16 protein-coding genes are annotated in these 20,953 nt (G+C 60.0%); 12 read left to right on the plus strand and 4 right to left on the minus strand.

Annotated elements, in window-relative coordinates; genetic code table 11:
- The first annotated feature begins 27 nt into the window (after positions 1–27).
- From JAO73_RS19325 to trmB, 3 genes are all read left to right on the plus strand, one after another.
- Positions 28–912 carry a hypothetical protein gene (locus JAO73_RS19325; protein ID WP_198978926.1) on the plus strand — a complete coding sequence of 295 codons (885 nt, stop codon included), beginning with the start codon at positions 28–30 and terminating at the stop codon, positions 910–912.
- A gap of 121 nt (positions 913–1,033) precedes the next feature.
- The gene (locus tag JAO73_RS19330; RefSeq protein ID WP_317191247.1) at positions 1,034–2,344 is read left to right on the plus strand and encodes a bifunctional folylpolyglutamate synthase/dihydrofolate synthase; all 1,311 of its coding nucleotides are present in this window, start codon (positions 1,034–1,036) and stop codon (positions 2,342–2,344) included.
- A 30-nt stretch (positions 2,345–2,374) separates the two neighbouring features.
- Positions 2,375–3,040 (plus strand): tRNA (guanosine(46)-N7)-methyltransferase TrmB, encoded by a 666-nt coding sequence (gene trmB, locus JAO73_RS19335; RefSeq protein ID WP_198978927.1) that lies wholly within the window; start codon positions 2,375–2,377, stop codon positions 3,038–3,040.
- On the opposite strand, the gene JAO73_RS19340 is transcribed toward trmB, so the two are convergent.
- Positions 3,037–3,633, minus strand: coding sequence for a hypothetical protein (locus tag JAO73_RS19340; RefSeq protein ID WP_198978928.1), 597 nt, complete (start codon positions 3,631–3,633; stop codon positions 3,037–3,039). The two genes, trmB and JAO73_RS19340, sit on opposite strands and share 4 nt — an antisense overlap.
- 143 nt (positions 3,634–3,776) lie before the next feature.
- Here JAO73_RS19340 and rpe point away from each other — a divergent pair, with 143 nt between their 5' ends.
- The 9 genes from rpe to hisIE all read left to right on the plus strand — a co-directional run bounded on the left by rpe (position 3,777) and on the right by hisIE (position 14,840).
- On the plus strand, positions 3,777–4,496 hold the full coding sequence (gene rpe / locus JAO73_RS19345; protein WP_198978929.1) for a ribulose-phosphate 3-epimerase: 720 nt from the start codon (positions 3,777–3,779) through the stop codon (positions 4,494–4,496).
- A gap of 59 nt (positions 4,497–4,555) precedes the next feature.
- Positions 4,556–7,117: a TonB-dependent receptor gene (locus tag JAO73_RS19350; RefSeq protein WP_198978930.1), complete on the plus strand. Its 2,562-nt coding sequence runs from the start codon at positions 4,556–4,558 to the stop codon at positions 7,115–7,117.
- 405 nt (positions 7,118–7,522) lie between these two features.
- Positions 7,523–8,374, plus strand: coding sequence for an ATP phosphoribosyltransferase (hisG, locus tag JAO73_RS19355; RefSeq protein WP_190922540.1), 852 nt, complete (start codon positions 7,523–7,525; stop codon positions 8,372–8,374).
- Between the two features lie 5 nt (positions 8,375–8,379).
- Positions 8,380–10,779 carry a histidinol dehydrogenase gene (gene hisD / locus JAO73_RS23425; protein WP_317191248.1) on the plus strand — a complete coding sequence of 800 codons (2,400 nt, stop codon included), beginning with the start codon at positions 8,380–8,382 and terminating at the stop codon, positions 10,777–10,779.
- Positions 10,780–10,825: 46 nt separating this feature from the next.
- Complete coding sequence (gene hisB, locus JAO73_RS19365; protein ID WP_198978931.1) at positions 10,826–11,926, plus strand: bifunctional histidinol-phosphatase/imidazoleglycerol-phosphate dehydratase HisB; 1,101 nt, start codon at positions 10,826–10,828, stop codon at positions 11,924–11,926.
- A 57-nt stretch (positions 11,927–11,983) separates the two neighbouring features.
- Positions 11,984–12,571, plus strand: a complete 588-nt coding sequence (hisH, locus tag JAO73_RS19370) for an imidazole glycerol phosphate synthase subunit HisH (protein ID WP_198978932.1) — start codon at positions 11,984–11,986, stop codon at positions 12,569–12,571.
- 24 nt (positions 12,572–12,595) lie between these two features.
- Positions 12,596–13,312: a 1-(5-phosphoribosyl)-5-[(5-phosphoribosylamino)methylideneamino]imidazole-4-carboxamide isomerase gene (locus tag JAO73_RS19375; protein WP_198978933.1), complete on the plus strand. Its 717-nt coding sequence runs from the start codon at positions 12,596–12,598 to the stop codon at positions 13,310–13,312.
- Positions 13,313–13,359: 47 nt separating this feature from the next.
- A complete protein-coding gene (gene hisF / locus JAO73_RS19380) occupies positions 13,360–14,115 on the plus strand; it encodes an imidazole glycerol phosphate synthase subunit HisF (RefSeq protein ID WP_198978934.1) in 756 nt (251 codons plus the stop codon).
- Positions 14,116–14,153: 38 nt separating this feature from the next.
- On the plus strand, positions 14,154–14,840 hold the full coding sequence (hisIE, locus tag JAO73_RS19385) for a bifunctional phosphoribosyl-AMP cyclohydrolase/phosphoribosyl-ATP diphosphatase HisIE (protein ID WP_233169295.1): 687 nt from the start codon (positions 14,154–14,156) through the stop codon (positions 14,838–14,840).
- A 79-nt stretch (positions 14,841–14,919) separates the two neighbouring features.
- Here the strand turns inward: hisIE and JAO73_RS19390 are convergent, their stop codons facing one another.
- The 3 genes from JAO73_RS19390 to gyrA all read right to left on the minus strand — a co-directional run bounded on the left by JAO73_RS19390 (position 14,920) and on the right by gyrA (position 20,941).
- Positions 14,920–15,909: a hypothetical protein gene (locus tag JAO73_RS19390; RefSeq protein WP_198978935.1), complete on the minus strand. Its 990-nt coding sequence runs from the start codon at positions 15,907–15,909 to the stop codon at positions 14,920–14,922.
- A gap of 1,033 nt (positions 15,910–16,942) precedes the next feature.
- Entirely contained in the window at positions 16,943–18,100 is a 1,158-nt protein-coding gene (locus tag JAO73_RS19395) for a tetratricopeptide repeat protein (RefSeq protein WP_198978936.1), read from the minus strand.
- Positions 18,101–18,292: 192 nt separating this feature from the next.
- On the minus strand, positions 18,293–20,941 hold the full coding sequence (gyrA, locus tag JAO73_RS19400; protein WP_198978937.1) for a DNA gyrase subunit A: 2,649 nt from the start codon (positions 20,939–20,941) through the stop codon (positions 18,293–18,295).
- Positions 20,942–20,953 lie beyond the last annotated feature (12 nt).

Consider the following 20,953-nt stretch of genomic DNA (forward strand, 5'->3'; position numbering starts at 1 on the left):
CATCCGAACGATTAGCGTATCATTCCCATGGCTATCGACTATCAAGAACCGCACCGGCGCGAAGGCCTCATTGGCACCCTGGTTGTGCACGGGGTGCTGCTGCTGTTGTTTATTTTCATGGTGTTCCAGGGCCCCAACCCGCCGCTGCAGCCGCTGGGGGGCGGCGATGGCGTCGAGTTGAACTACGGCCTCGACCCCGCCGGTTCTGGCGACGTGCAAAGCATGGCCACGGCCAACAACTCGCCGAACCGCGAGGACAGCCGCCCGCCCGTGGCCAGTCCCGACCCGCAGCCGCGCCCTGCCGCTGCGGCCACGCCCGACCCCACGCCACCCTCGCAGGAAAAAATCATCACCAGTGAGGCCGAGGAAAGCCCCGTTTCGGAAGCGCCCGTGGAAACGCCCGCACCGCCCAAGGAAGAAGTGAAAGTGGCGCCCAAGCCCAAGCGGCAGGTGGCCGTGACGTTCTCGCCCAAAGGCAACGCTACCGGGGGCGGCAACGGCGTGAACGGCAGCAGCAACACGCCTACCGGCAACAACAACGGCGACCGTCCCGGTACCGTGGGCGACCAAGGCGACCCCAATGGTTCCCTCGACGCCAAGGCCCTGTACGGCGCCCCGGGTCGTGGGGGCAGCGGCAGCAGCCCCGGCAGCGGCGGTCTGGAAATGAGCGGCTGGCGTTTTGAGAGCACGCCGCAGGTAGAGGCTGTGGATGACAATTCCGGCCAAATTCGCTTTAAAATCAAGATTTCTGACGACGGTGAGGTACTTGCTGTTACCAAAGTTTCCGGCAACGTTTCGGCGGCGCAGGAAAAGCTGTGCCGGGACAAGCTTCTGGATGCCAACTTTGTGAAAACCAATGCCGCCGCCGGCGGGGCAACGGGATTTTATACGTTTAAAATCACGGTGCGCTAATCACCAATTTTTCGTCTCCAAGCCCCACAGCCTGTTTGCAAGCTGTGGGGCTTTTTGATGAGTCCTGGCTACGGGCGTTTACTTTGTGCCTCCATTGGCTTCCTAAGGCTTCTCCATTCCCGTGACGTATTCTGAAACGCTGAACTACCTCTACGAGCAGTTGCCCATGTTTCAGCGGGTAGGGGCTGCCGGCATCAAAAAAGGGCTGGGCAACACGCTGGTGTTGGCCGAGGCTCTGGGCAATCCGGAGCGCCGGTTTCGGAGCGTGCACGTGGCCGGTACCAACGGCAAGGGGAGTAGCTCGCACCTGCTGGCGGCGGTGTTGCAGGCGGCTGGCTACAAGGTGGGCTTGTACACTTCACCGCACCTGCGCGAATTCACGGAGCGCATTCGGGTAAACGGCCAGGAGCTGGAACCGGAATATTTGGTGGAGTGGGTGGCCAAGTGGCGGCCGCTGTTTGAGCAGGTGCAGCCTTCTTTTTTTGAGATGTGCGTGGCGCTGGCCTTTGCCTATTTTGCCGAGCAGCGCGTCGACATTGCCATCATCGAAGTAGGCCTGGGCGGGCGGCTGGATTCCACCAACATCATCACCCCGCTGGTTTCGCTCATCACCAACATCAGTTTCGACCACCAAGCCTTGCTGGGCAATACGCTGCCGGAGATTGCGGCCGAAAAAGCGGGCATTATTAAGCAGGGCGTGCCCGTCGTTGTCAGCCAAACGCAGCCCGAGGTAGCGGCGGTGTTTGAACGGGAGGCCGCGGCCAAACTCGCGCACCTGGTAGTGGCCGACCAGATTTACCAGGCCACCTTCGCCGGTGAACCCGCGCCGGAAACCGGCCTGCGCCCCCTCCACGTGACCCAGCACGGCCGGCCTTACCTGCCCAACGCCGAATTGGGCCTGCCCGGCGACTACCAACAATACAACGTGCCCGGCGTGCTGGCCACCCTCGACGAGTTGCGGGCCCTGGGCTTTCGCATCACGGAGGCGGCCGTGCGCACCGGCCTGCGCCAAGTGACGCAGCTCACCGGCCTGCGGGGCCGCTGGAGCATCATCGGCCAACGGCCGCTGGTGGTGTGCGACACGGGCCACAACCCGGCCGGCCTGCGCATGGTGATGGCCCAGCTGCAGCGCGTGCCGCACCGGACGCTGCACCTCGTCATTGGCACCGTAAACGACAAGGACGTGGCCGGCATGCTGGCCCTGCTTCCGCCGAAGGCCACCTATTACTTTTGTGCCGCCAGCATTCCGCGCGCGCTGCTGGCCGCCGAGCTGCGGCAACAAGCCGCGGCGCTGGGCCTGCAGGGCGAAACGTACGAGTCGGTGCGGGAGGCCGTGGGCGCGGCGCGCCGGGCTGCCGAGCCTGACGACGTGGTGTTCATCGGCGGAAGCACCTTTGTGGTGGCGGAAGTGGAAGAGCTGTACGCCGCCTGATTTTATTGTTTACCCGTTAATTCCTACAATTTGCCTCGCGTTAAACTGCAGCGTTTCAACGACAACGCCACCCGTCCGGACATCATTGAGCCGGGCAAGCCGGAATACGAGCAGCTGGGCGGGCGGTGGCGCACCGATTTCTTCCGGGCCCCGCACCCGCTCACGCTCGAAGTGGGCTGTGGCAAGGGCGAATACACGGTGGGCCTGGCGCAGCGCTACCCCGAGCGCAATTTTCTGGGGCTCGACATCAAAGGGGAGCGCATCTGGCGGGGCAGCACCCGCGCCACCGAAATGGGCCTGACCAACGTAGGTTTCGTGCGAATGCGAGCGGAGGCACTGGCGGCCCAGTTTGGCGCCGGCGAGCTGGCCGAAATCTGGATTACGTTTCCGGACCCGCGCCCGCGCGACCGCGACATCAAGCGCCGTCTTACCTCGCCGCGCTTTCTCGACCTCTATCAGCAGCTGTTGGCGCCCAACGGCCTGCTGCACCTCAAAACCGACAACGAGGGCCTGTTTGAGTACACGCTGGAAACCCTGGCGGCCCGGCCGGGTGCGCGCGTGGAGCGTTTCACCCGCGACTTGTATGCCGAGGCCGGTGCGGAATTTATCGAGGCCCAGGCCATTCAAACGAACTTCGAGGGCAAGTACCGGGCCGTGGGCGTGCCCATTAAGTACGTGCAGTTCCGGCTGAGCTAGTCCTGCTCCAAGGCCTCGAACACGGCTTCCAGCTGGTCAAAATCGCGCAGGCCCGGCTTCACTTCGTCGCCGGACGGGAAGCTAAGGCCGGCCAGCGAAAGCTGAGTGGCCAGCTCGTGGGCGAGGGCGGGGTTCAGGCCCGGGCCTAGCCACAAGGGGCGCTGCTGCGCGATTGCGTGCAGGGCAGCGGTGTCTATGGCTGTTGTTTCAGCCCTCAACTCCATAACCCAGCCAACGGGAACCGACGAGAATTCGGGGGCGTGCTGCGTTGACTCAGCCGCCAACTCCACGTACACGGGTGGGGCGATTTCGGCCAGCTCAGCTTCGGGGCGCGGGCGGCGGAGCAGCACGGCGTCGAGGGCGCACTCGGCGGCCACGGCGTTGATTTCGGCCGCGCTGAGCTGGTCAAACTCCCCAATCAGCTCCACGCCGGCCACCCAGCCGGCCAGCTCTTTCACGGTGCGGGTGTCGAGGGCGTCGGGCAGGGCGGGGTCGAGCACGAAGGTGAGCTTGTCGGCGCCCATGCCGGCGCAGTAGCGGGCATCGGAGAGGTTGTTGATGCCGCGAATGAGGAGGGGAACGAGGTGGGGCAAGGGAAACAGCGAAGTGGGTTCGGAACCAGATGGGCGGCCGAAGCGGGTGAGGGGAAGCCAAACGAGCAGCCAGTCGCAAAAGTAGGGGCGGGCCGGCGCTCTGGCGCGCCCGGGGAGTGCCGGGCGGCTGTATCTTCGCCACCATGAACTCAACTCGCCGCGCCCCGCTGCTGGCCCCGTCCTTTCTGGCCGCCGACTTGGCCAACCTGCAAGCCGAAACCGAGCGGCTGGCCTCCAGCGCCGCCGACTGGCTGCACTTCGACGTGATGGACGGCCGCTTCGTGCCCAACATCTCCTTTGGCCTGCCGGTGCTGCAAGCCGTGGCCCGCTACGCAAAGCAGCCCATTGACGTGCATTTGATGATAGAAGAGCCCCAGCACTACCTGGCGGCGTTTCGCGACGCCGGCGCGGCCGGCATTACCGTGCATTACGAGGCCTGCCCGCACCTGCACCGCGTGGTGCAGCAAATCAAGCAGCTGGGCTGCCGCGCCGGCGTGGCCCTGAACCCCCACACGCCGGTGGCCCTGTTGGAAGACATCGCCGCCGACCTGGACGTGGTGCTGGTGATGTCGGTAAATCCCGGCTTTGGTGGCCAGGCCTTCATTCCAAATACCCTGAAAAAAGTGGCCATGCTGAAGGAATTGCTGGTAGACTGCGGTTCGGAAGCCCTCATTGAAGTGGATGGCGGCGTAAGCATCGCCAACGCCGGCCCGCTGGTAGAAGCCGGCGCCGACGTACTGGTGGCCGGCAACTTTGTGTTCAGCGCCCACGAAGGCCCGGTGGCGGCCCTGGCCAACCTGCGCGAGCATTTGAATGGCCTGGTGCTGTCGGACGAGGCCGAAGGCGGGCGTCGCCAACAATAGCGCGTCTTCCCGTGCGTTTCAACTCCAATGCTCCCCATTTCTACTCCCGCCGTTCGTTCATGAGGGAATTTCGACGCGCCTTGTGGGCCCAGGCTTCGGCTTGTGTGGTGATGGTGGTACTGGTGGCTGGCCCCACGGCGCAGGCGCAAACGCCCGCGGCCTTGCCCGCCCAAACCTCCGCTACCACCGCCGTGACGCTGACCGGCACCTTGCGCGACGCCAGCGGCCAGCCGCTGGAGCTGGCAGCGGTGGGAGTGGAGGGCCTGCCGGGCGGTGCCAACACTACCCCGGAGGGCAATTTCACGTTGACCGTGCGCGTACGCGAGGGGGGGCAGAACACTTTTTTGGTGGTGCGGCGCCTGGGCTATCTGCCCCTGCGCATCCCCCTGCGCCTGCCGGCCGACGCCGCCAAGCCCTTCGCGCTGACCATGCGGCTCGACACCAAAGCGCTGAGCGCCGTGAAGGTGACCGCGCGCTCGGAGCAGGCCGACACCCGGGAGCAGGTCAGCATCACGCACATCGACCCGCGCCAGGCCAAGGACATTCCCTCGGCATTCGGCGATTTCAACGCCATTCTGAAAACCCTGCCGGGCGTTGTTTCCAACAGTGAGTTGAGCAGCACTTACAGCGTGCGCGGTGGCAACTACGACGAAAATTTGGTGTACGTCAACGGCTTCGAGATTTACCGGCCGTTTCTGGTGACCTCGGCCCAGCAGGAGGGCCTGAGCTTCATCAACCCCGACCTGGTGAAACAGGTGGAGTTCAGCAGCGGCGGCTGGCAGCCCAAGTACGGCGACAAGCTGGCCTCGGTGCTGAGCGTGGAGTACAAAACGCCGGAGAAGTTTGCCGCCTCGCTCACCGCCAGCCTGGTGGGCGGCGCGGCCCACGCCGAGGCCCGCTCCGCCAACGGCCGCGTGAGCTACCTGGCCGGGGTGCGGTACAAAAACGCGCAGTACGTGCTGCGGTCGCTCAAGCAGTCGCAGGGCGGCTACAACCCCACGTTCTACGACGCGCAGGCGCTGGTTACCATCGGCCTAGGCAAGAAGGATGACATGCAGCGCACCTCGCTGGGACTGCTGGGAGTGGTGGCGCACAACGACTACCGTTTCTCGCCCGAAACCGGGGAGGCCACGTTCTCTACCGGCCCCAACCAGCTCACGCGCGTGTTCATCGCCTACGATGGCCGCGAGCGCATGCAGTTCGACACCTACCAAAGCGGGCTCAACCTGAAGCACGATTTTTCCTCGCGCCTGCAGATGGAACTGCTGGGCTCGGCGCTGGTTTCGCGCGAGTCCGAGCTGCGCGACGTGGAAGCCGCCTACACGTTTGCCGCCATCAACCGCGACCCAAAGTCGCTGGAGTTCAACCAAGCCGTGCGGCAGCGCGACATTGGCTCGCAGTTCAAGCACTCGCGCAATTTTCTCGACGCGCAAATTTTTACCGCCGAAACGCGGGGGCGCTGGACTGCGGCGCCCAATCACACGGTGCGCTGGGGCGCCAAAATCGGCCGCGAAAAAATCAGCGACACCCTGGACGAGTACACCTTCGCCGACTCGGCCGACTACGTGCCCGACGCGCGCCGCCTGCGCCTGCGCTCCGACCTGAGCCTGCTCAGCACCCGCTCGCAGGGCTTCGTGCAGGACACCTGGACCCTCGACACGCTGCGCACGCTCACCTACGGGGCCCGCGTGCACTACTGGACCACCAACGGCCAGCTGGTGGTAAGCCCGCGGGTGCAGTACTCGCAAATCAGCCGCTTGCACCCCAACCGCTCGTTCAAAGCCGCCGTGGGCGTGTACTACCAGCCGCCGTTCTACCGCGAGCTGCGCGACCAGACCACCATTGCCCAGGGCGTGCAGCAAGCCTACCTCAACCCCGAGCTGCGGGCCCAGAAATCCTACCACTTCATCGTGGGCAAGGAAATTTCCTTCCAGCAGTTTGGACGGCCGTTTAAGTTCACCGGGGAGGCCTACTACAAGTACCTCACCGACGTGGTGCCCTACGACATCGACAACGTGCGGCTGCGCTACTTCGCCAAAAACAACGCCCGCGCCTACGCCGCCGGCTTCGACGCTCGCCTGAGCGGAGAGTTTGTGCGGGGCGCCGAGTCGTGGTTTAGCCTCGGCGTGCTCACCACCCGCGAAAACGTGGCCGGCGACTCGGCCAACGTGGTGGATGCCGACGGCAAGAAAGTGGGCCGGGAGGCCAAGGGATTCATCCGCCGCCCTCAGGACCAGCGCCTGAATCTGGGCGTCTTTTTCCAGGACCATTTGCCCAACAACCCCTCGGTGCGCGGCTACGTGAACCTGGTGCTGGGCACGGGCCTGCCGTTCAGCCCGCCCAACCAGCCCGATTTGCGCGGCACCGATGCCCTCACCACCATTTATCGCCGCGTCGATTTGGGCTTCTCCAAAGTCGTAAGCCTGAAAAACACTAACGCCGCCAAAGCGCATTTCTACGAATTCGAAAGCCTCTGGCTCGGGCTGGAAATCCTCAACGTGTTTGCGGCCAATAACGTGGCGGGCTACAACTACCTGCAAGACGTGAATGGTGTGACCTATTCGGTGCCGAGCTACCTCTCGCAGCGCTTAGTGAACCTGCGCGTCGTGGCGCGTTTTTAGCATCCGGCCCGCTTGGGAGCAACCCATTGTTCACTTGGCAACTTTTGAGGCTTGGTAGTACGGAGTTGGCAGGTATAGATGGTTAAAGCTTGCCAGTTTGGCAAATGTGCTTACCTTTGCGGCCACAATGAACGCCACCAACGCCCCTTCCTTTATTTCTTCGTTCGCCGCCGCTGCGGCTGGCGCAGCGGTTGGGGCACACGGCCATCACCACCATCTGTGGGGGGCCGGGCTGTGCGCCGGGTGCTAGCCTAGCACCGGCCGCCCGTGCCTCCGCCACCGCGCACCGGGGCGAGCAAGCGCCGGGCTTTTTCTTCATTTTTCGGGAGGTTCTGCATCCAAACCGGTTGTGCCGGAGTAAGAACCACGACGTGCCCTTGCCGGCACCGCCCGCCCCCTTCCTTCATGCTACGTTTAGCCATTCAAAAGTCCGGTCGCCTGAGCGAGGATTCCCTTGCGCTCATCCGCGAATGCGGCATCAGCTTCATCAGCAGCTCGTATAAACTCAAGACCGAAGCCACCAATTTCCCGCTCGAAATCCTGTTCCTGCGCGACGACGACATACCCGGCTACGTGCAGGACGGCGTGGCCGACCTCGGCATTGTGGGGCAGAATGTGTTGGTCGAAGCCGGTTTCCCCGACCTCGAGGTCGAAGCCCTGGGCTTTAGCAAGTGCCGCCTGAGCCTGGCCGTGCCCCGCGCCGACGCCTACGCCTCGGTGGCCGCCCTGCAGGGCAAGAACATTGCTACTTCGTACCCCAACATTCTGGGCCGCTACCTGGCCGGGCAGGGGGTGCAGGCCAATCTGCACACCATCAGCGGCTCGGTGGAAATCGCGCCCAGCATCGGCCTGGCCGAGGCCATCTGCGACATTGTGAGCAGCGGCTCCACCTTGCTCGGCAACGGCCTGCGTGAGGTCGAAACCGTGTTTCGGTCCGAGGCGGTGCTCATCGCGCAGCCCAACCTCAGCCCGGAGCAAACGGACCTGCTGGAGCAATTGCGCTTCCGCATGCAGGCCGTGCGCCGCGCCAAGCGCAGCAAGTACATCCTGTTGAATGCGCCCCTGAGCGCCCTGGACGAAGTGCGGCGCCTGCTGCCGGGCATCAAGTCGCCCACCGTGACGCCGCTGGCCGAGCCCGGGTGGGTGTCGGTGCAGTCGGTGGTGCAGGAAGACGAGTTCTGGCACATCACCAGCCAGTTGAAGGCCGTGGGGGCCGAAGGCATCCTGGTGCTGCCCATCGAAAAAATGATTGCTTAGCCGCCATGCAAGTCCATTCCTATCCCGACCCCGGCACCTGGGCCGCCCTGCTGCAGCGCCCGGCCGCTGCCGAAGCCCCGCAGGTGGCCGCGCGGGTGCGCGCCATTTTTGCACGCGTGCAAGCCGAAGGCGACGCCGCGCTGCTAGCCCTGGCAAGCGAGCTTGACAGCGCCGCGCTGAGCAGTCTGCTGGTGGCGCCGGCCGAGTTTTCGGCCGCAGCGGCCGCGGTGCCAACCGAGTTGCAGGCCGCCATTCGCCAAGCGAAAGCCAACATCGAAGCCTTTCATGCCGCCCAGCGTGAGCCCGAGCTGCGCGTAGAAACCATGCCCGGGGTGAGCTGCGCGCGGCGCGCGGTGCCCGTGCAGCGGGTAGGCCTGTACGTGCCGGGCGGCTCGGCGCCGCTGTTCAGTACCTTGCTGATGCTGGGCGTGCCGGCCCGGCTGGCGGGTTGCACCGAAATTGTGGTGTGCACGCCGCCTCAGCCCGACGGCTCCGTCAGCCCGGTTATTTTGTACGTGGCGCAGCTGCTCGGCATCAGTACCGTGGTGAAAGCAGGTGGTGCGCAGGCCGTGGCCGCCATGGCCCTTGGCTCCGCTGCCGTGCCCGCGGTGGACAAGATTTTCGGGCCGGGCAACCGCTACGTAACGGCGGCCAAGCAGCTGGCCGCCGCCGAGCACGGCGTGGCCATCGACATGCCGGCCGGCCCCTCGGAGGTGTTGGTGATTGCCGATGGGCATGCCAACCCGGTGTTCGTGGCGGCCGATTTGTTGTCGCAGGCTGAGCACGGGCCCGATTCACAAGTGGTGCTGCTGAGCAGCCGCGCCGAAGTCATCGTGCGCGTGCAGGCCGAAGTAGAGCGCCAGCTGGCCACCTTGCCCCGGCGCGACGTAGCGGCCCAGGCCCTGGCCAACAGCCGCGCCGTGCTGCTGCCCGACGACCAGGCCATGCTGGCATTCTCTAATCAATACGCGCCCGAGCACCTCATCCTGGCCACCGAGAACGCCGACACGCTGGCCAACCAGGTCACCAATGCCGGTTCGGTGTTTTTGGGTCACCTCACGCCCGAGGCGGTGGGCGATTATGCCTCCGGCACCAACCACACGCTGCCCACCAGCGGCTATGCCCGCCAGTACAGCGGCGTGTCGCTCGATTCTTTCGTCAAAAAAATTACGTTTCAGCGGCTTTCGGCCGAGGGATTGCAGGCGCTGGGTCCGGTGGTGGAAACCATGGCCGAAGCTGAAGGACTGGCCGCCCACGCCCGCGCCGTTTCGCTGCGCCTGGCTGCCCTCGCTACGAATGCCTCCACCGAAGCAGCGCCCGTGGCCACCAACCCCTATGCCGGCTTGATTCGGCCCAATGTGGAGCGCATGCAGCCGTATTCCTCGGCCCGCGACGAATTCGAGGGCATGGCGCCCGTGATGCTGGACGCCAACGAAAACAGCTTGGGCTCGGTGGGTCCCGACGAGTTCAACCGCTACCCCGACCCGCACCAGCGCGCCATCAAGGCCGATTTAGCTCGTTTGAAGGGCGTGAAGCCGGACAATATCTTCCTGGGCAATGGCTCCGACGAAGCTATCGACCTGCTGGTGCGCCTCACCTGCACGCCGGGCCAAGACGCCATTGTGGTGTGCCCGCCCACCTACGGCATGTACGAAGTGGCGGCCAACCTCAACGACGTGCGCGTGGAGCGCCTGCCCCTGACGCCCGACTTCCAGCTGCCAGAATCGGCGTTTGATACGCTGGCTCGATCAACGGCAAAAATGGTCTTCCTGTGTTCGCCGAACAATCCTACCGGCAACCTGCTGCACCAAGACGCCCTGGAGCGCATCCTGCGGACATTCCCCGGTCTGGTCATTGTCGATGAGGCCTACGCAGATTTTGCGGCGGCGCCGAGCTGGACCACGCTTTTGGCCGAATTCCCCCGGCTGGTGGTGCTGCAGACTTTCTCCAAAGCGTGGGGCCTCGCCGGCCTGCGGTTGGGCGTAGCCTATGCCGCGCCCGAGCTGATAGCCTACCTCAACAAAATCAAGCCGCCCTACAACATTTCGGCCGCTACCCAGCAGCACGCGCTGGCCGCGCTAGCCGCCGCGCCCCGGTTGGAAGCCATGCAGGCCGAATTGCTGAAGGAGCGAGCCTACCTGGCCGAAGAGCTGCCGCGCTTGTCGATGGTAGAGCACGTTTTTCCATCAGACGCCAACTTCCTCCTGGTTCGCTTCACTTCCGACGCCACGGCTATTTACGACCAGCTGCGCGCCCGCGGCATTGTGGTGCGCAACCGCACCACCCAGCCCGGCTGCGCCAATTGCCTGCGCCTCACCGTAGGAACCGCCAGCGAAAATGCTCGGCTCCTGCAAGCCCTTGCCGAAATAGAGGCTGGCCAACCGGCCACCATGCCCGTGCATTAGCCTTTTCGTAGCCGAGTTTACCTCCCATACTGATATTCTTACCCCAGTGAAAAAGGCCCTGTTCATTGACCGCGACGGCACCATTCTGATTGAGCCGCAACCCAGCCAGCAGGTCGACAGCCTCGAAAAATTTGCCTTCCTTCCCGGCTGCATCAGCGCCCTGGCGCGCATTGCGCGCGAACTGCCCGAGTACGAGCTTGTGCTCGTGACCAACCAGGACGGCCTCGGCACCGACAGCTTTCCGGAAGAAACGTTCTGGCCGCCGCACCGGCTGATGCAGGAAATTCTGGCCGGCGAGGGCATCCATTTTGCGGCCGAGCACGTCGACCGCAGCTTTCCGCACCAGGGCCTGTCCACCCGCAAGCCCGGCACTGCCATGCTGACGGCCTACCTCGACCCCGCAAATGGCTACGACCTGGCCAATTCATTCGTCATCGGCGACCGCCTCACGGATGTGGAGCTCGCGGCAAACCTCGGGAGCCAGGCCATTCTGTTGTCCAATACGCCGGATGCACGGGCTGCGCTCACCACCACCAGTTGGGAAGCCATATACCATTTCCTGCGGTACCCCGCGCGCATTGCCGTCATTGAGCGGAATACCAACGAAACCCAGATTTCAGTGAAGCTTAATTTGGACGGCAGCGGCCAGACCAGCATCAAAACCGGCCTCGGCTTTTTCGACCATATGCTGGAGCAGCTTGGCCGACACAGCGGCGTTGATATGGCCATTAGTGTAAAGGGGGATTTGCACATCGATGAACACCATACCGTGGAGGACACTGCCCTGGCGTTGGGCACTGCTTTTTCGCAGGCCCTGGGCGACAAGCGCGGCCTTGCCCGTTACGGTTTTCTGCTGCCCATGGACGAAGCCCTGGCCCAGGCCGCCATCGACTTCTCGGGTCGTCCGTGGCTGGTGTGGGAAGCCGAATTTCGGCGGGAGCGGGTAGGGGACTTACCCACCGAACTGTTCTTTCACTTCTTTAAGTCATTTACTGATAACGCACGTGCCACTCTCAACATCTCCTGCCAAGGCGACAATGAACACCATAAGATTGAAGCCATCTTCAAGGCTGTTGCCAAGGCCATCAAGATGGCTTTGCAACGCGACGAATCCGTGAGCATTCCCAGCACCAAAGGCATTTTGTAAAAATTACACAAATGTGGCTAATGTAATTATTTGTACAAATGGCGCTAATGTATAGTTATGGAAATTGCGGTAGTTGATTACAAAGGCGGCAACGTGCAATCGGTGCTATTTGCACTGGAGCGACTAGGAGCCGTGCCCACGCTCACCTCCGACCCCGAGGTGCTGCGCAAAGCCGATAAGGTGCTTTTTCCGGGCGAAGGGGAGGCTGCTTCGGCCATGGCGGCCCTGCGGGAAGCCGGTCTCGACCAAGTGTTGCCCAGCTTGCGACAACCCTTTTTGGGCATTTGTCTGGGTATGCAGCTGTTGGGGCAGCACAGCGAAGAAAACGACGCCACGCTGTTGGGCCTGTTGCCGTTCAACGTGCGGCGGTTCGTGCCCGATGCGCAGCACAAAGTGCCACACATGGGCTGGAACAACCTGCAGGCACTGCAAAGCCCGCTTTTTGCCGGGCTCACCGAGCAGGACCACGTGTACTTCGTGCACAGCTACTACGCGCCGGTGGGCGAGTACACCATTGCGCAGGCCGTCCACCCCGCGCCGTTCAGCGCGGCCGTGCAGCACGCTAATTTCTACGGGGTGCAGTTCCACACCGAGAAAAGCGGCACCATTGGCACCCGCATTTTGTCTAATTTTTTGGAGCTCTAGCTCCGTTGCCTTCTTCGCACTGCCTTGGAAATTATCCCCGCCATTGATTTGCTGAACGGCCGCTGCGTTCGCCTCAGCGCTGGTGACTTTGCGCACCAGACCACCTACGACGCCGACCCGGTGACCATGGCCCAGCGTTTTGCCGATGCCGGCCTGCGCCGCCTGCATTTGGTAGACCTCGATGGTGCCCGCGCGGGCCACCCCGTTAACCTGGTCGTACTGGAAGCCATTGCCCGCGCCACCAGTCTCGACATTGACGCCGGCGGGGGCATTCAGACCACTGAGGCTTTAACGCAGGTGCTAGCAGCCGGGGCTGCGCACGTCACGGCAGGGAGTTTAGCCGTGCGCGAGCCGGCCACGGTGAGCGCCTGGCTTCGCCATTACGGCGCCGATACCATCTTTTTAGGGGCCGATTTCAAGGACCAGCACATTATGATAAACGCGTGGGCCGACAAGGCTGCGCTCACGCTCTCCGAATTTATTGCCGGCTATTTAGAGGCTGGTGGCCACACCTTCATCTGTACCGACGTAAGCAAGGACGGCTTGCTTCAGGGGCCGTCGCTGCAACGCTACCAGGGGCTGCTACAGGAATTCCCGCAGGCCCGCTTTATCGCCAGCGGCGGCGTGACCACGGTCGCGGATGTGGAGCAGTTGGCCGAGGCGGGCATGCACGGTGCCATTATTGGCAAAGCCCTGTACGAAGGCACCATTGCATTGGCTGATTTGCGCCGCTTTCTGTAATCACCCGCGCAGCACAGACCGGCTGGCTACTCATTAAGAATACTCCCATGATAAAAAAGCGCCTGATTCCCTGCCTCGACGTGCGCGACGGCCGCACCGTGAAGGGCATCCAGTTTGAGGGCCTGCGCGACGCCGGCGACCCAGTAGCCTTGGCCGCGCGCTATGCCCGCGAGGGCGCCGACGAGCTGGTCTTTCTTGACATCACGGCCACCAACCAGCGGCGGCAGCCTCTGACCGAACTGGTGCGGGAGGTGGCGCGGGTGCTAGACATTCCCTTTACTGTGGGCGGCGGCATCAGCAGTGTGGCCGACGTGGAAGCCCTATTGCTGAGCGGGGCCGATAAGGTGTCCATTAATTCGGCAGCGCTTGCGCGTCCGGCGTTTGTGTCGGAACTGGCGCGCCGGTTTGGCTCGCAGTGCGTGGTGGTGGCCGTTGATGCCCGATTTGTCGACCAGCAGTGGCAGGTGATGACCCGCGCCGGTACCACCGCCACCGGCTGGGAAGCCGTGGCCTGGTGCCGGGAAGCCGCCAATCTGGGTGCAGGCGAACTTCTGCTAACCTCAATGAGCCATGACGGCACTAAAGCCGGATTTGCCCTGGATATCACCCGTGCCGTGAGCGATGCCGTGCCCGTACCCGTAATTGCGTCTGGCGGCGCAGGGCAGGCCAGCGACTTCACGGCGGTGTTCCAAAGCGGTGGGGCCGACGCCGCGCTGGCAGCCAGCATTTTTCACTTCAATGAAACTTCGCTGCCTTCCCTAAAAAGGTATTTGCACCAGGCTGGCATTCCCGTGCGGTTGTAGTGGCAACCCAATAGCAGTGCCTTTCCTCTTTTTGCACTATGCACAAATCTGTAAACATGGATACCCACGAGCTAGCTACTGCCTCCTTGCGTTTTGACCCGTTGACGGGCTTGGCACCCGCCGTTATTCAAGATGCAGATACCGGTCAGGTGCTAATGTTGGGCTACCTGAACCAAGAAGCGTGGGCACGAACCCAGGCTGATGGGCAGGTAACCTTCTTTTCTCGTTCCAAAAACCGCCTTTGGACCAAAGGCGAAACCAGCGGAAACTTCCTTACCGTTGTCAGCAGTCACATCGACTGCGACGCCGACACGGTGCTAATCCGGGTAATTCCCGCTGGGCCTACCTGCCATCGCGGTACAACGAGCTGTTTTGAGCACCCACAGCAACTACAGGCCCCTACAGCGTCCATCGGTTTCCTTGCGGAACTGGAGCGCCTGGTAAGCGAGCGGAAACATTTTCCGGAACGCACCCCGGATTCGTACACAGTGCAGCTTTTCCAGAAAGGTTTAGCCAAAATTGCCCAGAAAGTAGGAGAGGAGGCCGTTGAAACCGTCATTGACGCGGTGGCCGGCAACCGTGAAGGGCTAAAAGGCGAGGTGGCTGACCTGTTGTATCACTTGGTTGTATTGCTAGTTGGCGCGGGCGTGTCTTTCAACGAGGTGCTTGAGGTTTTGCAGCAGCGTCATCGTACCCCCAGTACTCGCCACCTGACGGGAAAGTAAGGTGTCAGATGCAACTAGCAAGTAAGGGGAGCAGCCGTACCGCCAGTTAATCAATGGCCCGGCTGCTCCCTCTTTTTGATTAAGAATTGCGAAGCTGCCGGCGAATTTTTTCCAGCAAGGCGATGGCAATTGTCACGTCTTCTTCCTCCACTATTGAAAGGAGCGTATTAACTCCAGGGCCACTTACCTGCAATTGGTATTCGGTGGTGCCTGTAACAGTTGGAGTGAATACAGGCGTTTTGGGTATGGGCACGTGGGCTGCGACGTCCTCCGTGGGGCCGCTTGCTGTTGCGGGCGGGTTGTTATCCATCGAGTGCGCAGTGCCATTTTCCGGCAGCGTTGGCAGCAGGCCAAAGAGGCTGGCGATGGCATCGCTATGGTTTGCGGCAGGCTCAGTTACGGGGGCGCTTACGGGCGGGGTCGATTGACCTTCGTGTTGAAAAGGCAGTGGTAGAGAAGTCCCTTCTTCCATTGTGCGCGGCCCCTTGCTGATGCCATTTACTTGTTCGTCCTCGGGTTGATTCGTTGGACGGAAAGAATTTGGAATTGGGGAAGGGTTAGACAGTGCACGCCGCGGGGGCTGTTGGGCTGCCAGCGCATCAATGTCCGCCACCATGTTGTGCTCGTCTAGCAATCCTACCATGCGGCATCCTTCCACAAAGGCTTTGGCTACTCCTTGGGCGTTAATCTCTTCTACGCCGAATTCGCGGATAAGCATCACGTCAAGCATTTGTACCGGAAGTTCCCGCGAGCGGAATTTCCGGCACAGTTGTGTGAATAATGGAGGCGTGAGGAATGCCTCTCGATGGAAGAGAAGCTCTTCCTTTTTGTCATACGCATGCTTTATGCGCTTAAACAGCGTTGTGGTGCTCAGTAACTCCCTTTTGCTTGTCATGAGCCCAAACTTCACGGCCGAGCCAATAATGGCTTTAAATGACCCGCTTACCTTACGGTTGAGTTTTTTCGCTGCGGTTTCGATGGCACATTTGCCTCCGGTGTCGTCCACGACTTCAGCTAGTTCCCACGCGCCTGCATAGGAAGTTCTGGGGTAGTCTATAAGTTTAGGCATTTGGTTTTTTTAGAACTTGTACTCAGTATGCAATTAAAATGATTCAAGCACAAAAAAGTTTAAAAAATTGAATGAATTTGTACTTTTTATTACTTCATATTTAAGAATAATATTGCAGCCTGTCCGACAATAGGGGAGACTGACTTTTATGCTAAATATAATTAGGTTATTTCGCTATCCCTTTTACTTTTTTACTTTCACAATATTATTCACAGAAGCATTCGCAACCAATTTTTCATTTGTGCCTCAGTGTCAATTGATTCAGATTTAAAATGCCTCTCGACAAGTATATATAATTATCGGTTGTACACAACTTGATGTGTATAGTATTTAAAAGTACATAAGTGGATAGATTTTTTAAACTTTTTAATACTTTATTATTGGTGAACAGGTGATTTTCATAATGGCCTTAATAGGAGCGACAGCAAAGCCTAGCGTTCTTTATAAAGAACTGTGCACTGACCCGCCAGGTGCAGAGCATGATAAAAACGGACATTACATATGGCTGCGCGGCCGAGCACCGGCTCAGCCGCAACCGTAATTGCCCGTGGATACTGCGACCAGAAAGAAGGGCGGCCACACGCGAGCCATGTAGCGACAGTACTAGCAGGTAAACCATGAAATGATAATAAACATAACCTTGAGAGAAGATTACAAACCAATCTTGGGGCAAGACCAAGGGGATTTCTTAACTCAAATAATCTTTACACGTGCATACCCAAAGCTACTGTTAATGTGATTGTGAGCTTCAACAAGGCCAATAAATATCTTTCGACCGTTCTTTAATTAGGTATACGAGTTCATCATTATACATCGTATTTACAACACCTCGAAATTGTAAAACCTTAAAGATTATGACTACGCTTTATCTACAGTTGCTGTATTGGTTAATTGAACATCCCAGCAAACTTTTTATGTCTTATAATTTATATTATGTTAAATTATTTAAGTAAAACACTACACACTGCCGTTTGAACAATGAAAAAGCCCGGCTACACACGCAGCCGGGCTCCCCTACAACAATCACTTTAAATTATTTCTTAATTGATTGAAGTTTAGCGTTCAGACGCTCAGAGTCAGCGGTTCGACCCAAACGGAAATACACTTTTTGCAACGAAGCAAGAGTGTTACGGTCGTCGGGCTGCAACTGAAGCGCCTTCTCAAAATAAGGTACCGAAGCTTCGAAGTACTTTTTACCTTCTGCTTCCAATTTCTTACCGCTTACCTGATACGACTTCAGGTCCATCTTACTGGCTTTAGTATAAGCATCAGCAGCCTTGTTGTAATTGTAAACACCGAGGTTGAATTGAGCATCGAAGTTGTTGGGGTCAAGCTCAACTGCTTTGCGATAATCAGCCAATGCCAAATCCGACTTCTTTTGCTGGTCATACATCGACCCACGCACAGCATATAGGTTAGAGTTAGACGGGTCAGCGGCAATAGCCTTTGAGATTTTGTCCAGCGCTTCCGGGCCCTTACCCGTGGCAAGCGACAGGTTCAAGTCCTCCAACATGAAGGTTTTGTTGTTCGGATACGCTGCCAGAGCCTGCTGCAATACTTTTGCCGCTTCAGCGTCATCTTTCTGCTGTTTAGCCATTTGCAACAAGCGCGTGTACAACGTGGCCGATTTATAATTCATGCCCAGCAGCTGGTTGTAGCTCGCCTTGGCGCCGGCATAGTCCTGCTTGGCTTCGTAGGCATAGGCCGAATACAATACGGCGGTGGTATCCTGCGGCTTGAGCTGCGACGCCAGTTTATAGCTGGCAATGGCTTTGTCGTAGTCTTTAGCATTATAGCTATTCACCGCATCGTTGAATGCAAACCCGTAGAGATTGTCCATCTTGGTAACTGCCAGCTTACCAAACTCACCGGTCTTGGTGTCAAGCTCAATCGTCTTGTTGTACGATTCAACAGCTTTTTGCAGGCCCTCGCCGGGCTGCAGCTGCTTACCATAAATGGGGCTCTCAAGCATACCCTGATAAATTTCACCGCGCGTATACCAGGTTTTGGCCTTGCCACTCGTTTTCTCATTTGCAATGGCCTTATCGATTTCCACGCGAGCCTTGTCGAGCAATCCGGAACGCTGATTGAGAATCGCATTGGTCACGGCCGAAGTTTGCGCGGAAACCACAACCGGCAAGCCTGCCGACAGCGAAGCACCAATCGCGAAGGTCAAAAAAGTCTTCTTCATAAATATTGGGAATGTGCCCGTAGTGGTGCCGGTATACCCTGTTTGGAAGCGGCCACCACAACCGGAGCGGAAAAAGGAAAAAGGTAAGTGAGTGATAGGTCAGCAACGCAGCCGAAACGAACGTAACCGGCCTTGAGTTCGCCAAAAATAAAGGAGGCGGCCCAAATGGACCGCCTCGCTCCTATTCAGCAATTATGCCAAGTCGGCTTCTTCTGCCGAATCATCTTCCGATTCTTCGGTATCGTCATCTTCGTCGTCGTCCAGTTCGTCGTCGTCCAACTCATCAGCGTCGTCAGCCTCCGGGCCCAAAACGCCAACGCTGGCCTGCGTGCCATCGGCCCCTACGGCGCCCTCGGCTCCCACCAGTAAGGCAGCGCTGGTAGCCTCTTCGTCTTTTTCTTCGGCTTCTACTTTGGCCACGGAAGAAATTTCGTCGTTGGCGCTAATCTTAATGAGACGAACGCCTTGCGTGGCCCGGCCAATGGTGCGCAAGTCGCTCATGCGGAGGCGAATGGTGATGCCCGACTTATTGATAATCATCAGGTCGTCGCCATCGTTCACGTCCTTGATGGCCACCAGGTTGCCCGTCTTTTCGGTGAGCTTCATGGCACGCACGCCCTTGCCTCCGCGCTTAGTCACGCGGTACTCTTCGAGCTGGCTGCGCTTGCCAAAGCCGTTTTCGCTCACCACCAGCAGTTCCTGCGTGGGGTCGGCCACGCACACCATGCCCACCACACGGTTGCCCGGCACGTCTTCGAGGCGAATGCCCCGCACGCCGGCTGCCGAACGGCCCATCGAACGGGCTTCGCTTTCGTTGAAGCGCACAGCGCGGCCTGTCCGCGAAGCCAGAATCACCTCGGCATTGGGCGTGAGCAATTGCACGTCCAGAATCCGGTCGCCTTCGTTGATGGTGATGGCGTTGATGCCCGCCGTCCGCGGACGCGAATACGCTTCCAACGGGGTCTTCTTCACGGTACCCTGCTCCGTGCAGAACATCAGGAAAGTGTTTTCGAGGTAATCAGGGTCTTTAAGGCCGCGCACGTTAAGCACCGAGCGCACCTTGTCTTCACGCGGAATCTCGATGAGGTTCTGAATGGGCAGCCCCTTAGTGGCCTTCCCTCCTTCCGGCACTTCGTACACCTTCAGCCAGAACACGCGGCCAAGCTCGGTGAAGAACAGCAGGTACTCGTGCGTGGTGGCCACGAAGAGGTGCTCGGTGAAATCATCCTTCTTCGAGATGGCACCGCGCGAACCGGCTCCTCCCCGGCCCTGGGCCCGGTACTCGTCCAAGTTGGTGCGCTTGATGTAGCCTTCGCGGCTGATGGTGATGACCATCGACTCGTCGGCAATCATGTCCTCGGTCGAGAAGTCACCGCCCTGGTAGTTGATTTCCGTGCGGCGGGCGTCGCCGTACCGCTCGCGAATGTCTTCGAGCTCGGTTTTAATGATGCCGCGCTGCAACACATCTGACTCCAGCACCGACTTCAGGTAGTCGATGAGTTTCATCAGCTCGTTGTATTCGGCCACAATCTTATCGCGCTCCAGGCCGGTGAGGCGCTGAAGGCGCATGTCGAGAATGGCGCGGGCCTGCACTTCGCTCAGCGCAAACCGCTCGATGAGTTGGCCGCGGGCCACTTCCGGGTCGCGCGAGCCGCGGATGAGGGCAATTACCTCATCCAAATGGTCGAGGGCGATGAGCAGGCCTTCCAGAATGTGGGCGCGCTTTTGGGCTTCAGCCAGCTCATATTTGGTGCGGCGAATGATGATTTCGGCGCGGTGCTCCACGAAGTAGTGGATGAGCTGCTGCAGGTTCAGCGTCATCGGACGGCCCTTCACCAAGCACACGTTGTTGACGCCGAAGGAGCTTTGCAGTTGCGTGTATTTGAACAGATTGTTCAACACCACGCTGGGCATGGCATCACGCTTGAGGTCGTAGACGATGCGCATGCCGTCGCGGTCCGACTCGTCACGCATATCCGAAATGCCCTCAATCTTTTTATCATTAATGAGCGCCGCGGTTTTTTCTATCATCGACGCCTTGTTCACCATGTAGGGAATTTCGGTGACGACGATTTGCTCTTTGCCGGTCTTTGAGGTTTCGAAGGTGGCTTTGGCACGCATCACCACGCGGCCCCGGCCGGTTTCGAACGCCTGCTTGACGCCCTCGTAACCGTAAATGATGCCACCGGTGGGGAAATCCGGGGCCGTAACGTATTGCATCAGTTCGGCCACGGTAATGTCCGGGTTGTCGAGGTAGGCAATGATGCCGTTCACCACTTCCGTGAGGTTGTGGGGAGCCATGTTGGTGGCCATGCCCACGGCAATGCCCGAAGTGCCGTTCACCAGCAGGTTCGGAAATTTGGCGGGCAGCACGCTGGGCTCTTCCAGCGAGTCGTCGAAGTTGGGCTGGAAGTCGACGGTGTCTTTGTCGAGGTCGCCCAGCATTTCGTCGGCAATGCGCTTGAGGCGGGCCTCGGTGTAGCGCATGGCAGCCGGGGAGTCGCCGTCGACGGAGCCAAAGTTGCCCTGGCCGTCTACCAGTGGGTAGCGCAGGCTCCAGTCCTGGGCCATGCGCACCATGGTGTCGTACACGGAGGTATCGCCGTGGGGGTGGTACTTACCGAGCACCTCGCCCACGATACGGGCCGATTTTTTGTAGGATTTGTTGTAGCCCACGCCCAGCTCGCTCATGCCGTAGAGCACGCGCCGGTGCACGGGCTTCAGGCCATCGCGCACGTCGGGCAGAGCCCGAGAGATGATAACCGACATCGAATAGTCGATGTAGGCGCCCCGCATCTCGTCTTCGATGTTAATCGGAATGATTTTTTCGCCTTCCGCCATTGAGGGGGTTGA

This window comes from Hymenobacter miniatus, assembly GCF_016427455.1.
Classification (GTDB): domain Bacteria; phylum Bacteroidota; class Bacteroidia; order Cytophagales; family Hymenobacteraceae; genus Hymenobacter; species Hymenobacter armeniacus.

What these genes read in the sequence shown, in the direction of transcription:
- JAO73_RS19350 (WP_198978930.1), top strand. Translation starts at nt 4,556, where the DNA reads ATGAGGGAATTTCGACGCGCCTTGTGGGCCCAGGCTTCGGCTTGTGTG.
- hisH (WP_198978932.1), top strand. Translation starts at nt 11,984, where the DNA reads ATGGAAATTGCGGTAGTTGATTACAAAGGCGGCAACGTGCAATCGGTG.
- hisIE (WP_233169295.1), top strand. Translation starts at nt 14,154, where the DNA reads ATGCACAAATCTGTAAACATGGATACCCACGAGCTAGCTACTGCCTCC.
- JAO73_RS19395 (WP_198978936.1), bottom strand. Translation starts at nt 18,100, where the DNA reads ATGAAGAAGACTTTTTTGACCTTCGCGATTGGTGCTTCGCTGTCGGCA.
- rpe (WP_198978929.1), top strand. Translation starts at nt 3,777, where the DNA reads ATGAACTCAACTCGCCGCGCCCCGCTGCTGGCCCCGTCCTTTCTGGCC.
- JAO73_RS19390 (WP_198978935.1), bottom strand. Translation starts at nt 15,909, where the DNA reads ATGCCTAAACTTATAGACTACCCCAGAACTTCCTATGCAGGCGCGTGG.
- JAO73_RS19325 (WP_198978926.1), top strand. Translation starts at nt 28, where the DNA reads ATGGCTATCGACTATCAAGAACCGCACCGGCGCGAAGGCCTCATTGGC.
- hisD (WP_317191248.1), top strand. Translation starts at nt 8,380, where the DNA reads ATGCAAGTCCATTCCTATCCCGACCCCGGCACCTGGGCCGCCCTGCTG.
- hisG (WP_190922540.1), top strand. Translation starts at nt 7,523, where the DNA reads ATGCTACGTTTAGCCATTCAAAAGTCCGGTCGCCTGAGCGAGGATTCC.
- gyrA (WP_198978937.1), bottom strand. Translation starts at nt 20,941, where the DNA reads ATGGCGGAAGGCGAAAAAATCATTCCGATTAACATCGAAGACGAGATG.
- hisF (WP_198978934.1), top strand. Translation starts at nt 13,360, where the DNA reads ATGATAAAAAAGCGCCTGATTCCCTGCCTCGACGTGCGCGACGGCCGC.